The sequence below is a fragment of the Phyllobacterium sp. CCNWLW183 genome, from assembly GCF_037203775.1.
GTDB classification, from domain to species: Bacteria; Pseudomonadota; Alphaproteobacteria; order Rhizobiales; family Rhizobiaceae; genus Phyllobacterium; species Phyllobacterium ifriqiyense.
The window spans coordinates 20054-33781 of sequence record NZ_JBBCBN010000013.1; the positions used below are offsets into that span (position 1 = coordinate 20054).

11 protein-coding genes are annotated in these 13728 nt (G+C 52.4%); 5 read left to right on the plus strand and 6 right to left on the minus strand.

Annotated features, from left to right (window positions below; genetic code table 11):
* Nucleotides 1-56 precede the first annotated feature (56 nt).
* Complete coding sequence (locus V9K95_RS22610) at nt 57-788, minus strand: hypothetical protein (protein WP_336442298.1); 732 nt, start codon at nt 786-788, stop codon at nt 57-59.
* Between the two features lie 203 nt (nt 789-991).
* On the opposite strand from V9K95_RS22610, the gene V9K95_RS22615 reads away from it, so the two are divergent.
* Nucleotides 992-3166 (plus strand): transglycosylase domain-containing protein, encoded by a 2175-nt coding sequence (locus tag V9K95_RS22615; RefSeq protein WP_336442299.1) that lies wholly within the window; start codon nt 992-994, stop codon nt 3164-3166.
* 29 nt (nt 3167-3195) lie between these two features.
* On the opposite strand, the gene glpK is transcribed toward V9K95_RS22615, so the two are convergent.
* Entirely contained in the window at nt 3196-4686 is a 1491-nt protein-coding gene (gene glpK, locus V9K95_RS22620) for a glycerol kinase GlpK (RefSeq protein ID WP_115051553.1), read from the minus strand.
* A gap of 122 nt (nt 4687-4808) precedes the next feature.
* Between glpK and V9K95_RS22625 the strand changes: the two genes are divergently transcribed.
* On the plus strand, nt 4809-5558 hold the full coding sequence (locus V9K95_RS22625; protein WP_115051552.1) for an SDR family NAD(P)-dependent oxidoreductase: 750 nt from the start codon (nt 4809-4811) through the stop codon (nt 5556-5558).
* 67 nt (nt 5559-5625) lie between these two features.
* Here V9K95_RS22625 and xylA read toward each other — a convergent pair whose 3' ends face one another.
* The 3 genes from xylA to V9K95_RS22640 are packed head-to-tail and all read right to left on the minus strand — an operon-like array spanning nt 5626 to nt 9644.
* The gene (gene xylA, locus V9K95_RS22630; RefSeq protein WP_336442300.1) at nt 5626-6936 is read right to left on the minus strand and encodes a xylose isomerase; all 1311 of its coding nucleotides are present in this window, start codon (nt 6934-6936) and stop codon (nt 5626-5628) included.
* A complete protein-coding gene (xylB, locus tag V9K95_RS22635; protein WP_336442301.1) occupies nt 6933-8387 on the minus strand; it encodes a xylulokinase in 1455 nt (484 codons plus the stop codon). Before xylB ends, xylA begins: the two co-directional genes overlap by 4 nt.
* A gap of 15 nt (nt 8388-8402) precedes the next feature.
* Nucleotides 8403-9644 (minus strand): ROK family transcriptional regulator, encoded by a 1242-nt coding sequence (locus V9K95_RS22640; RefSeq protein ID WP_307282165.1) that lies wholly within the window; start codon nt 9642-9644, stop codon nt 8403-8405.
* A 207-nt stretch (nt 9645-9851) separates the two neighbouring features.
* Between V9K95_RS22640 and xylF the strand changes: the two genes are divergently transcribed.
* The 3 genes from xylF (at nt 9852) to V9K95_RS22655 (ending at nt 13078) form a co-directional block, all read left to right on the plus strand.
* Complete coding sequence (gene xylF / locus V9K95_RS22645; RefSeq protein ID WP_336442302.1) at nt 9852-10895, plus strand: D-xylose ABC transporter substrate-binding protein; 1044 nt, start codon at nt 9852-9854, stop codon at nt 10893-10895.
* Between the two features lie 81 nt (nt 10896-10976).
* On the plus strand, nt 10977-12284 hold the full coding sequence (locus tag V9K95_RS22650; protein ID WP_336442303.1) for a sugar ABC transporter permease: 1308 nt from the start codon (nt 10977-10979) through the stop codon (nt 12282-12284).
* A gap of 14 nt (nt 12285-12298) precedes the next feature.
* Complete coding sequence (locus V9K95_RS22655; protein ID WP_336442304.1) at nt 12299-13078, plus strand: ATP-binding cassette domain-containing protein; 780 nt, start codon at nt 12299-12301, stop codon at nt 13076-13078.
* 41 nt (nt 13079-13119) lie between these two features.
* Here the strand turns inward: V9K95_RS22655 and V9K95_RS22660 are convergent, their stop codons facing one another.
* The gene (locus V9K95_RS22660) at nt 13120-13698 is read right to left on the minus strand and encodes a NifU family protein (RefSeq protein ID WP_115051546.1); all 579 of its coding nucleotides are present in this window, start codon (nt 13696-13698) and stop codon (nt 13120-13122) included.
* Nucleotides 13699-13728: the final 30 nt, after the last annotated feature.

Below are 13728 nucleotides of genomic sequence, written 5' to 3' on the forward strand. Positions count from 1 at the left end.
AATGCCAAATTCGTTTCTGACAATGTAAAAAGCGTGTCCGATTGCGGTATTGAGTTTTATGTCAGCACGTAAAGACCATGTGCATATGCGCCCACCAATACCAACATAAAAATGCTTATAATCAAGGCATTAATGCCATTCTTATGCTCACTGTGGCGAGAATGCTGGTAACACAGGCCCGCCGCTGTAACCATTAATGCAAGATAGCTTGCGCTTTCCGCAATCTCTTCTTTTATCTGCATGGAAACTGTGCCGTGCTGTGAATCACAATAGGCACCAATAAGAAGAAAAATTGCCGCGACGTAGAATGGCCAAGCAGATTTGCTGAAAACAAATCGCGCAATTTCGCCAACTGTCCGCCAGCGAAAGGCCAGATAAACACATGCCACCGCAATTATTATAACAGCTTCGTGAATACGGAATACTTTGCTGTTCATATAGGTCGTTATTGGACCCACGCGATCAACCTCAAGCTCACGCAGGAAAAAAACGATACAAAGCACAGCCATGCCAATGGAAAACATTCGGCCAGCTTTATGCTGGAGCAGGCCTGCGATGAAGAACAGGGCAGTTGCACCGGCGATATATGCCAGCTGGAAAGTTTCAATCGCACCCGACTCATCCAGCGAAACAGAAACGTCCAGTGGGTCGATTGAAAACGCGAAATAACCGATGTTGATAACGAGTGCACCCAGTAAAAGCAGCGCGAAACCCGTTGTGAACTTTGCCTGTTCCATGTCACGGACCTTATAAGACAGCGAAGCGCCGAGACCTAAAGGAAGCTGCACACTATCGCAACCCTTTAGTGTATTAGTTGCAAAAACTGCAACTGCACACGATAGAGCTGCTTTGGCTGGCCTGTCTTCGCGCCGCTGTTTTGTTAAACGAATTTAACTTCACTGGTCCTTAACCGCACCTTAAATCGCCGCATTTACTCTGCAACGCGTGGCTATCACTCCAGATGGGTACAACGGCGCGGAATTTATCATCAATGGCACCACGCGATAAAGGCAGGCAACGCATCGAACCCGGATTTGGCTCCGGTCGGGATTCGAGCGATGACATGCGTGCAGATCCGAAGGATAGGCCCGTGGCAAAACGCAAATCGGCAGTGCGCAAAGTCTCAAAGTCAAAGCGTAGCAGCTCACGCCGCGGCAAAAACGGCAGTGGATTTATTGGGTTGGTGCGACGTGCAGTTTATTGGTCGTTTGTTTTATGCATTTGGGGTGGAATCGCTCTGACAGGCACGGTTCTCTATTTCGCCGCCAAGATGCCCCAGACGACGACATGGACCATTCCTGACCGTGCACCCAACGTTAGGATAGTTTCCGTGGAAGGCGAATTGATCGCCAATCGTGGCGCTTCGGGCGGAGAGGCAATCGGGCTGCATGATATGTCGCCCTATATACCTGAGGCGGTTATTGCCATTGAAGATCGCCGGTTCTATTCGCATTTTGGCGTCGATCCTATTGGCTTTGCCCGGGCGATGGTAACCAATGTGATTTCGGGTCGCTTGGTACAGGGGGGCTCGACGATCACCCAGCAGTTGGCCAAGAATCTTTTCCTGACACCTGATCGCACCCTTGAACGCAAGGTTCAGGAGGTATTGCTGGCGCTGTGGCTGGAGCAGAAATATACCAAGACACAAATCCTGGAGATGTATCTTAATCGGGTCTATCTGGGGTCCGGCTCTTATGGTGTGGCCGCTGCATCGCACCGGTACTTCAACAAATCAGCCAAAGAAGTGACCTTGCCAGAAGCTGCGCTGCTTGCGGGTCTGCTCAAGGCTCCTTCGCGTTTGTCACCTGCACGTGATCCAAAAGCTGCGCGCGAACGTTCGCAATTGGTGCTTGCTGCAATGCGTGAGCAAGGCATGATCGGCGTTGACGAATTGGATGTGGCGATGAAGCAGCCTACAGCACGCGCCGCTTCCTATTGGTCAGGATCAGAACAGTATGTTGCTGACCGCGTCATGGAGGAGTTGCCAAATCTAATCGGCGACGTATCGAATGATATTGTGGTTGATACCACTGTGGATCTTGGCTTGCAGAAGTTGGGAGAAGCATCGATCCGCGATCTCATCAGTAAAAACGGTGAGAAGTTGAATGTTTCGCAAGGCGCGCTGGTCTCAGTTGATGGAACAGGCGCCGTGCGCGCGCTCGTAGGCGGGTATGATTACGCCAACAGTCAGTTTGACCGGGCCAGCGAGGCAAAGCGCCAGCCGGGATCGGCCTTCAAGCCTTTCGTTTATCTTTCTGCTTTGGAAAAGGGACTTACGCCGGAATCTATTCGCAATGATGCGCCAATCCGCATCGGCAAATGGACACCAGGAAATTACAATGGAAAATATTTTGGCAAAGTAACATTGGCTGAAGCACTGGCCCGCTCGCTCAATTCCGTATCTGCGCAACTTGTCATGGAAGTGGGACCTGCAACCGTTGTCTCAACGGCTCATCGTCTTGGCATCGATTCCAGCCTTACGTCGAATGCTTCGCTGGCCCTCGGCACATCTGAAGTAACTTTGCTGGAACTGACAGATTCCTTTGTCCCATTTGCCAATGGAGGCTACAAGGCGCCTGTCCACATTATTCGCCGTGTCACCACGAATAGCGGTAAGCTGCTTTTTGAGTATAAGGGGCCGACACCGGACCGTGTTGTAAGCCCGCGCAATCTCAGCATGATGAACGCCATGTTGAGCCAGACTATCGAGACTGGCACGGCAACCAAGGCAAGATTTGGCTGGCCGGCAGCTGGCAAGACCGGAACCAGCCAGAACTTCCGTGATGCCTGGTTTATTGGCTATACGTCCAATCTGACGACAGGCGTGTGGTTCGGCAACGATAACGGCAAGCCAACGAAGAAGATCACCGGCGGATCGTTACCGGCAATCGCTTGGAAAGATTTCATGGTGGCAGCCCATAAGGGCGTTCCCATCGCACCGCTTCCCGGAGATTATCGCCTCGATAAATTGATCGAAGAGGGCAATGATATTTTGCCTGATTCGGGTGTTGATCCTTCAGCTCCATCAGCACAACTCGATCCCGGCACGCAGGTTGGACTTGGCGACCAGACTGGATCTACGAGACTTATTCCACCGGGAGACGTGGGTCAAAACGGTCAGGCAGGTCGCAAGACAACGCTGTTCGATCTCATCATGGGAAATTGAACGAGCGATACCAAGCGTCTTGCCAGGAACTAACTTGTCAGGGTTCTTTTCACGGCGATCTTCCATCCGGCAATCTTGGCCTTGCGGGTCTTCTCATCCATTTTCGGTATAAAGCGCGTGTCTCTTTCCCATGTTTTGGAGAATTCGCGGCGGTTTGGCCATATGCCCGCCTTGGAGCCGGCAAGCCATGCTGCGCCAAGTGCCGTTGTTTCGAGAATGGTTGGTCGATCCACGGGCGCATCAAGAATATCGGCAAGGCGCTGCATGGTCCAGTCCGAGGCGACCATCCCGCCATCGACGCGCAGCACGGTCTTGGTGTCAGAAGTCTTCCAATCCTTTCGCATGGCGTCAAGGAGATCGCGCGTTTGATAGGCCACAGATTCCAGCGCGGCTCTTGCAAATTCCGCAGGGCCAGAGTTTCGGGTCAGTCCATATATCGCGCCACGTGCTTCTGCGTCCCAATGGGGCGCCCCTAGCCCTACGAAGGCGGGAACGAGATAAACATCTTGGCTCGGGTCTGCCTGATCAGCGAGCTTACCGGTTTCGGGCGCGGATCCAATGATTTTCAACCCGTCCCGCAGCCATTGCACCGCCGCACCTGCAATGAAAATCGAACCCTCCAGCGCATAGGTCGTTTTGCCATTGAGACGATAGGCGATGGTTGTCAGGAGCCGGTTTTTGGAGATCACCATATCGCTGCCGGTATTGAGCAAGGCAAAACAGCCCGTACCATAAGTGGATTTGAACATTCCCGGTTCAAAACAAGCTTGGCCAATGGTCGCTGCATGTTGATCACCGGCAACACCGAGAATCGGAATTGTTGCGCCAAATAAAGACGCTTCCGCCGAGCCGAAATTTGCCGCGCAGTCTTTAACCTCCGGCAACATTGCACGAGGAACACGGAGAATTTCGAGCAGTTCGTCATCCCACTCATTGGTAGCAATGTTAAAAAGCAGCGTGCGTGAGGCATTGGTGGCATCTGTCGCGTGAACCTTGCCGCCAGTCAGTCGCCAAATCAAAAAACTGTCGATTGTACCGAAAAGCAGTTCGCCATTGGCTGCGCGCTTGCGGGCACCGGGCACTTTATCCAAAATCCAGGAAAGCTTGGTGCCAGAAAAATAGGGATCGAGCAGCAAGCCCGTTTTCCGGGTGAATTTCTTTTCCAGCCCTTGCTTCTTCAGCTTTTGGCAAAGGGAAGCGGTTCGGCGATCCTGCCAAACTATGGCGTTGTGTATCGGTTTGCCCGTTGCCTTTTCCCAGACGATCACCGTTTCGCGCTGGTTGGTAATGCCGATTGCCGCGACGTCGCCCGCTTGGATTTTTGCATTCTCGATAGCAACTTCACAAGTTGCCAGAACGGATTGCCAGATTTCATCAGGATCGTGCTCAACCCAGCCAGACTGCGGATATATTTGCGTGAATTCTTGTTGGCTTTTGCCGACAACTTTCCGGCTCTTATCAAAAATGATTGCGCGGCTTGATGTCGTGCCCTGGTCGATGGCCAATATATATCCGTTCATGCTTCCTCCCGCGTTTTGAACGACGTTATTGATTTCGTTCAACGGGATCAATAACGCCGCGAATGTTATGCCTCGATATTCAACTGCTGATCGGCTATGGAGTCTCCAACGGAGAATTTCTCATGAGTGAAAAAGAACCTCGCAAGGTCCTCGTACTGACCGGCGCAAGCCGCGGTATTGGCCACGCAACTGTTAAGCGTTTTTCGCGTGCAGGTTGGCGCGTTATCACCTGCTCTCGCCAGAGTTTCGATGACAACTGCCCTTGGCCTGCTGGTCCAGACGATCATATCAAGGTCGATCTTGCTGATCCTGCTGATGTAGATCATGCGGTGTCGGAGATCAGGCAGCGGCTTAAGGTCGAAGGCGGGATGCTTAACGCCCTAGTCAACAATGCGGGTATTTCACCAAAGAATGGCTCGGGTAATCGTCTCGATTCCATTGAAACGCCAATGCAGACCTGGATGAGCGTGTTCCAAGTAAATTTCTTTGCCCCAATCATGCTGGCGCGTGGCCTGTTCAATGAGTTGGCCACTGCAAAAGGTTCTGTGGTGAACGTGACATCAATTGCCGGCAGTCGCGTACATCCATTTGCAGGTACAGCCTATGCTACATCCAAGGCAGCTTTGGCGTCATTGACCCGCGAAATGGCATCCGACTTCGGTCCCCACGGAATTCGAGTCAATGCCATCGCGCCTGGCGAGATCGATACGGCAATTCTCTCTCCCGGAACCGACAAGCTGGTAGAGCATTTGCCGCTTCGCAGGCTTGGCAAAACAGCCGAAGTTGCCGAAACGATCTTCTTCCTCTGTTCCGAGGCCTCATCTTATGTGACCGGCTCGGAAATACACATCAATGGTGGCCAACACGTTTGATTCTAAAGGATAAACAAGCTCTCATATGAGAGCTTGTTTATTAGACGTGGCTTTTATCTTTGGTGGTTTAAACGTAGCGATTGACTACATTTTCCAAATATTCCTGACGTCCGGAGCGCGGTTGCGGTTGCAGTCCTGAACCCTCAACTTTGTTCGCAATGTCCTCAAGCGAAAGCTTGCCCGAAAGCATTTGCTGGGCTTCCGGCTTTGACCAGCCAGCATAACGCTCATCGACAAACCCTGTCAGCACCTTGTCTTCGATCATCTTTGCTGCCGCCTTGAGGCCACGAGCGCAAGTGTCCATGCCGCCAATATGAGCAATCAACAAATCCTGCGGATCAAGTGACTGGCGGCGCAATTTCGAGTCGAAATTCGTGCCACCCGACGTAAATCCTCCTGCTTTGAGAATTTCAAAATATGCCAGCGCAACTTCCGGAACGTTGTTAGGGAACTGGTCTGTATCCCAGCCGGACTGATAGTCATTACGGTTCATATCGATTGAACCGAAGATGCCCAGAGCCGAGGCAGTCGCAAGTTCATGCTCAAAGGAATGGCCTGCAAGAATCGCATGACCCTGCTCCAGATTGACCTTCACTTCATTTTCAAGACCGAAGCGCTTGAGGAAGCCGTAAACAGTTGCCGCGTCATAATCGTACTGATGTTTGGTCGGCTCTTGTGGCTTCGGTTCAATAAGGATGGCGCCCTTGAAGCCAATCTTATGCTTATAATCGACGACGAGGCTCAGGAAACGACCCATCTGGTCGAGTTCGCGCTTCATATCGGTATTCAGCAGCGTTTCGTAGCCTTCGCGACCGCCCCAGAGAACGTAGTTTTCGCCCTTGAGCTTCTGCGTAACGTCGATGCAGGTTTTCACCGTTGCAGCGGCATAGGCGAAGACCTCTGGATCGGGATTGGTTGCGGCACCTGACATATAACGGCGGTTGGAAAAGAGGTTGGCTGTGCCCCAGAGAAGCTTTGTTCCTGTCTTCTCCATCTTCCCGGCAAAATAGTCCGCTATTTCATGGAGGCGCTTGTTGCTTTCTGCAAGCGTATCGCCTTCCGGGCGCACATCGGCATCGTGGAAACAGAAATAAGGTGCGCCCAGTATCGAGAACATTTCGAAGGCAACATCTGCTTTCAGTTTCGCTCCTTCCATGGTCTCATTAAACCAGGGGCGCTCGAATGTCTGCCCACCAAACGGATCGCCGCCCGGCCAGACAAAGGAGTGCCAATAGGCAACGGCAAAACGCAAATGGTCTTCAAGGCGTTTCCCCAAAACCACTTCATCCGCATTGTAGAAGCGGTAGGCTAGCGGATTTGTGCTGTCCGGCCCCTCATATTTGACTGGTTTGGTGTCGCCGAAAAATCCGCTGTTCATGACTGAACTCCTTTTAATGCTGGATATAGATTATGATAACGATGATAGGCCGCATCAAATTGAGCGGTCAGTTTTGTTTCTGGCTCGATGGTCGAGGCGGTTGAAGGCGCGACGCATATTTCACGTGGGTTAACTTGCTCGGCGGCGATCAATCCGAGACGCGCTGCCCCGAAAGCTGCGCCGAAATCGCCGTCTGCTGGCACGTCAACTGGGATATTGAGCGCCGTCGCTATGGTTTTCAACCAATAGGTTGAGCGCGAGCCGCCGCCGACAGCCGTAACGCGTTCAAGCTGTGTGCCCGCCGCCGCCAATGCACGCGAACAGTCGCGAAATGCGAAGGCCACACCTTCCAGAACGGCTTGTGTCAATACTGCGCGGTCACTTGCGTGCTCCAACCCATAAAACGATCCGCGAATAGAGGAGTCGTTAAGCGGAGTGCGCTCGCCGGAAAGATAGGGAAGGAAGGTGACGCCCGATGGTTCCCGTAAAGCTAGCCCAAGCTCGTTTGTGAGCTCAGCTGCATTGCGCGAGGTTATCCCGGCATACCAGTTCAACGCGTCGGTAGCCGACAGAATTACCCCCATCTGATGCCATGTATTCGGCAATGCATGGCAAAACGTATGCACGGCACTTTCCGGATTGGGCAAATAGGCATTGTTTGCAGCAAAAAGTACACCGGACGTGCCTAGAGAAATGAAAGCGTGACCCTCGCCAACAGTTCCCATGCCACATGCGGATGCTGCGTTGTCGCCGGCTCCACCAGCAACAACGACGTTGCTTTTCATTCCCCAACGCGAAGCAATATCGGATTTTAATGTGCCGGAGACATCTGTGCCTTCCACCAGCGACGGCATATGATCAAGACTTAATTCTGTGGCGGCCAAAAGTTCTTGCGACCAAGCGCGCTTACCAACGTCCAACCAGGATGTGCCCGCAGCGTCCGACATTTCCGAGACGTACTCGCCCGTCAACCAAAGGCGCAAATAGTCTTTTGGTAAAAGAATATGGCGGGTTTTACTGAAGATATCTGGCTCATTGTTTCTAACCCAGTCCACTTTTGGCGCCGTAAAGCCCGGGAAAACAATATTGCCCGTGAGCGCCCTGAATCTCGGATCTGCATCAAGCGTGCTTGCTTCTTTATGGCTTCGTGTATCGTTCCAAAGCATACATGGGCGTAACACCTGACCATTGGCGTCGAGTAGCGTTGCGCCATGCATTTGACCCGAAAGACCGATGCCCTTTACGGCAGCAAGTTCCATGCCATGACTGGCACGCAGTTCCTGTACAGCGTGTTCTGTTGCTCTGATCCAGTGCTCAGGGTCTTGCTCCGACCAGCCGGAGTGGGGCCGCGTGACTTCCAGCGATCCATTGCCGGAAGCTATGATCCGCTGTTCATCGTCAATCAATAACGCCTTGACACCTGATGTGCCGAGATCGAGACCGAGATACATAAGATTTCTCCTGAACTATGCTGAAATTGCCCGTTTGACCGGGGCATCTCCGGGGGCAAAAATGTGCGTATCGAGATGAAGCAGGGATGTCATCATGCATCCTTGTAAAATAAGCGGATGTTCATCAGGATAGCAGCGAATATTGAGGTCCTCTGTCGCGCCCCAGCCGGATGTTCCCGAAATGATGGCGCGCAAATCCTTTTCAAGAAGATCGAAAACACCTGCGCCCGGGCCAACCAGCGCAACGGGAACGGGGTCAATCAGCGAAAAAAGGCTGCGTAGTCCTGAACCGATTGCCTGTCCTGCTTTGGCGAAGGCCGCACGTTCCGGACCATCCTTTGCCCGTGCAATGTCGGCAACCTTGTTGAAACTTGCGGCGTCGACGCCCTGTATAGGTTGTGTTTTTTCATCTTCGTCAGCGATGTTTCTCAAGATGGCGTAGTCGCTGGCATAGGCTTCAATACATCCGTGCCGCCCGCACCGGCATAGCGCTCCGTTGGGTACATGCAACATGTGCCCGAACTCGGATGCGGAGGAGTAGGCGCCGACAAAGGGTTTTCCTTTCAAGTAAAGGCCCATACCGATGCCGTGAGAAAGCAAAATAGCAGCAAAATCCTCGGTATAATTTTGAGGGTCAGTCCAGCGCAGAGCTTCCGCTATCATGTTGCAATCATTGGTAACGGCTACACCCACTCCATAGCGCTGCGAAAGGGCATTGCCGAATGCGATATTTGTGTCAGGCGTAATGGGAGACCAAAGCATCGCAGAGCTTGCAGCGTCTGTGACGCCCTGCACACCCATTGAGATGTGGAGCAGGGGACCAGCATTCTTCGGGCTGTTTTCGATTAACTCATCAAGCATGGATGAGACAGTTGCGATCAACTCGCCGGTTGTCGCTTCTAAAGTGGGTAAATGACGAAACTGCTCCGCAGTGACTTGGCCAGTATAGTCGAACAGCACGACATGGATAAGGTTGAGCGCGAGTTCCACCGTAGCGACTGTTGCGATTTCAGGGTTTAAAGCCAAGGCTATTTGAGGTCGTCCCCGCTTCGTTTCAGCCGGGTCGCCGCCGCGGTTTTCGCCAATAATACCTTCAGCTATAAGGGCCGTAGTAATGGCTGAAACCGTCGATGGACTTAGCCCCGTATGGGCCACGATGTCGGTTCTGGATAAATGCTCATGCTGTCGTATGGACCCCAATATAAGCCGCCGATTCTGACGGCGGACATCGTCCGGTCGCGCAATCTCATCCAGCAACAAATGACTTCCTCCCGAAATCTTTTTTTGTGCGACGCAAAAAAGTTGTTGCAGTGCAATGACTTGCGTCTTCAAAAACCAAGTTGACACGGAATTAGTTTTAAGTCACTATTTTTTTCGAGCCTCGAAATAAAGAGGTTTAATTGCTGGGCGGAGGTGAAGCCAGCAATAAATAGTCAGCGTGCTAAAGGCACTGGGAGGGTTATCATGAAGAAATATGCGGCCGCATTGGCGGGGGCAACGATTCTAGCTGTCTCGTTTGCAGGACCTGTTTTGGCGAAGGACAAGATCATCGGCGTTTCTTGGTCGAACTTCCAGGAAGAGCGTTGGAAGACCGATGAAGCTGCCATCAAGAAGGCTCTCGAGGCAAATGGTGACAAGTACATTTCTGCCGATGCGCAGTCGTCTGCGGCAAAACAGTTAACCGACGTAGAAAGCCTGATTTCGCAGGGCGCCAATGCCTTGATCATCTTGGCACAGGATTCCAGCGCAATTGGTCCAGCGGTAGAAAAAGCTGTCGCTGAAGGCATTCCTGTTGTGGGTTATGACCGTTTGATTGAAAATAAAGATGCGTTCTATGTCACGTTCGACAACAAGGAAGTTGGACGCATGCAGGCTCGCGGCGTATTGGCTGTAAAGCCAGAAGGCAACTATGCCTTCATCAAGGGCAGCTCGGCCGATCCTAATGCTGACTTCCTCTTCGCCGGCGCACAGGAAGTACTCAAAGATGCTATCGATTCCGGTAAGATCAAGAATGTCGGTGAGGCTTATACAGATGGCTGGTTGCCGGCCAACGCGCAGAAGAACATGGAGCAGTTTCTCACTGCCAACGACAACAAGATTGACGCTGTTGTTGCTGCCAATGACGGAACGGCTGGCGGTGCCATCGCGGCGCTCCAGGCTCAGGGTCTAGCCGGATCCGTGCCGGTTTCAGGTCAGGATGCCGATTTCGCTGCGCTTAATCGTGTCGCTCTAGGCACGCAGACAGTGACAATCTGGAAAGACTCGCGTGAACTTGGCAAAGAAGCTGCAGACATCGCGGCGGCATTGGCTGATGGCAAAAAGATGGAAGAAATTCCAAACGTCCAGAAGTTTGCTGGCGGTGCCAACAAGGTTGAGGTCAATGCAGTGTTTCTGACACCAGTTCCGGTTACCAAGGAGAATCTGGGTGTTGTCATTGACGCCGGCTGGGTCACGAAAGACGTCGTATGCCAAGGCGTAAAAGCCGATGCAGTGGCAGCTTGCAAATAGTTTGATCAAGATATCCTGAAATTTGACGCCGCTGATCCTCCGGGTCGGCGGCGTTCAAACAAGATAACTGGGAGAAATTTCATGAGTGATCCGGCTATTAGCCTTGACCGCGCTCGCGCTTCTGAACTGAGTGTTGTTGCCCGCTTCTTCAAAGCGACGGAACTCGATACGCGGCTCCTCGGTATGATAGGGGCGCTGGTGATCATCTGGGTGGCTTTCCAGTTCCTGTCTGGTGGCCAGTTTCTGACCCCGCGAAATCTCTGGAACCTTTCCGTGCAAACTTCGTCGGTGGCTGTCATGGCAACTGGCATGGTTCTCATCATTGTTACGCGGAATATTGATCTGTCAGTCGGCTCGGTATTAGGGTTTGTCGGCATGATCATGGGCGTTACGCAAGCAGAATTTCTACCCAAACTGCTGGGCTTTGAACACTCAGCAACTTGGCTGATAGTCCTTGCCATTGGTATTTTAACGGGTGCCATTATCGGCGCCGCTCAAGGTTTTATTATTGCATTTATGGGCGTCCCTGCATTCATCGTAACGCTCGGCGGGCTTCTGGTCTGGCGTGGTGCTGCGTGGTGGGTAACCTCCGGCAGAACCGTAGCGCCAATGGACTCCACTTTCCGCCTTATGGGCGGTGGGCCTGAGGGATCAATTGGCGCGATGTGGAGCTGGATTGTCGGCTTGGTCGCCTGTGTCGCTTTGGTCGTCATGATCATTAATAGCCGTCGTCAGCGGAAACGTTTCAATTTCCCGCGTCGCCCTGTGTGGGCGGAGATATTCATGGGCGTTGTCGCTTGTGGTTTGGTGCTGGGCGTTGTCGCAGTCGCAAACGCCTATTACTGGCCCATAGGCATTGTTCGTAAATATGCGGAAGCAAACAGCATTGTGATCCCGGAAGGTGGGCTGTTTATTTCTCATGGCATTGCTGTGCCAGTCCTTATCGCGGTGGCGACAGGCATCATCATGACCTTCGTGACAACACGCACGCGTTTTGGTCGTTACGTTTTTGCAATGGGGGGTAACCCGGAAGCAGCCGACCTTGCGGGTATCAATACGCGTTGGGTCACGATGAAAATCTTTATCATTATGGGAGTTCTCTGCGCGATAGCCGGCGCCATCTCGACGGCACGCCTGAACGCCGCCACCAACGCGCAAGGTACATTGGATGAACTGCTGACGATTGCAGCCGCTGTTATCGGTGGCACCTCATTGGCTGGCGGTGTGGGCACGATTGCCGGGGCAATGATCGGAGCGCTTTTAATGCAATCGCTTAGTTCCGGGATGGTCTTGTTGGGCCTCGACACTCCATTGCAGAATATCGTTGTTGGCCTGGTGCTCGTCATAGCAGTTTGGCTTGATACAATTTATCGCCGTCGGACCGCTTGAGGGAGGAGAAAACTATGACAAACAAACAAACCGCTCTCATCGATATGGAAAATATCTCAATTGCCTTCGGAGGTATCCGTGCAGTTGATGGCGCATCAATCGATCTTTTCCCGGGGGAAGTTGTTGCTCTCCTTGGGCATAATGGTGCCGGAAAATCGACATTGATCAAAATTCTATCCGGCGCTTACAAACGGGATAGCGGTACGATCAAAGTTAGTGGCGAAGAGGCCACGATCAACAATCCGCGCGACGCGAAAGCCTACGGCATTGAGACGATTTACCAGACCCTTGCACTGGCCGACAATGTGGATACGGCGGCCAATCTATATCTCGGGCGAGAACTAATGACGCCATGGGGTACGCTGGATGATGTTGCGATGGAACATAGTGCAAGAGAAGTCATGAGGCGTCTCAACCCGCGCTTTCAACGCTTTAAGGATCCGGTCAAGGCCTTATCAGGTGGTCAGCGTCAGTCTGTAGCAATTGCAAGAGCTATTCTCTTTAACGCGCGCATACTTATCATGGATGAGCCAACAGCAGCACTTGGCCCGCAGGAAACAGCGCAGGTCGGCGAGCTAATCAAGCAGTTAAAGAGCGAAGGGATAGGCATTTTCCTTATCAGCCACGATATTCATGACGTCTTCCATCTCGCGGATCGTGTCGCGGTGATGAAGAATGGTCAGGTCGTCGGAACCGCAAATGTCGGCGATGTAAATGAGGATGAGGTGCTCGGCATGATCATCCTAGGCAAATGTCCACCCGGAGCAATTCCTGGACCCGGCGCCGTTAACTGATATAAAAAAGAAGCCCGCTTGCGCGGGCTTCGAGCTTTACATCAGATAGCTTCGACCTGTTGAACTTCCGGAACGAAGTGCTTCAGCAGGTTCTGGATACCGTGCTTGAGCGTTGCGGTGGAAGAGGGGCAGCCTGAGCATGCGCCTTTCATGTGGAGAAACACCGTGCCATTTTCGAAGCCGCGAAATGTAATATCGCCACCATCTTGAGCGACAGCGGGGCGAACCCGTGTTTCCAACAATTCCTTGATCGTATCAACGATCTCGGTGTCGGCACTGTCGAAGAACTCGCCTTCAGTTTCACGCTGAGCATTGTCAGCAATATCGGTCACATTCGCCATAACTGGAGCGCCGGACATGAAATGCTCCATGATGGCGCCGAGAATCGCTGGCTTCAAATGCTGCCATTCGGGCGCATCCGTTTTAGTCACAGTTACAAAATCATATCCGAAGAATACACCGGAAACGCCCCGAACTGCAAAGATCTTGGCAGCGAGAGGTGACGCGTCACCTGCGGTAGCTGCATCGCGAAAATCAGCGGTGCCTTCCTCAAGCACCACCTTTCCCGGCAAGAATTTCAATGTTGCTGGATTAGGCGTGGCTTCGGTCTGGATAAACATGGCGTATCTCGCGTCCCTAGTTTAGAACTG

Bases quoted from the DNA above. Each gene is read 5' to 3' on its own strand.
- V9K95_RS22615 (WP_336442299.1), top strand. From the start codon at position 992: ATGGCACCACGCGATAAAGGCAGGCAACGCATCGAACCCGGATTTGGC.
- V9K95_RS22655 (WP_336442304.1), top strand. From the start codon at position 12,299: ATGACAAACAAACAAACCGCTCTCATCGATATGGAAAATATCTCAATT.
- V9K95_RS22660 (WP_115051546.1), bottom strand. From the start codon at position 13,698: ATGTTTATCCAGACCGAAGCCACGCCTAATCCAGCAACATTGAAATTC.
- V9K95_RS22650 (WP_336442303.1), top strand. From the start codon at position 10,977: ATGAGTGATCCGGCTATTAGCCTTGACCGCGCTCGCGCTTCTGAACTG.
- xylF (WP_336442302.1), top strand. From the start codon at position 9,852: ATGAAGAAATATGCGGCCGCATTGGCGGGGGCAACGATTCTAGCTGTC.
- glpK (WP_115051553.1), bottom strand. From the start codon at position 4,686: ATGAACGGATATATATTGGCCATCGACCAGGGCACGACATCAAGCCGC.
- V9K95_RS22625 (WP_115051552.1), top strand. From the start codon at position 4,809: ATGAGTGAAAAAGAACCTCGCAAGGTCCTCGTACTGACCGGCGCAAGC.
- xylA (WP_336442300.1), bottom strand. From the start codon at position 6,936: ATGAACAGCGGATTTTTCGGCGACACCAAACCAGTCAAATATGAGGGG.
- xylB (WP_336442301.1), bottom strand. From the start codon at position 8,387: ATGTATCTCGGTCTCGATCTCGGCACATCAGGTGTCAAGGCGTTATTG.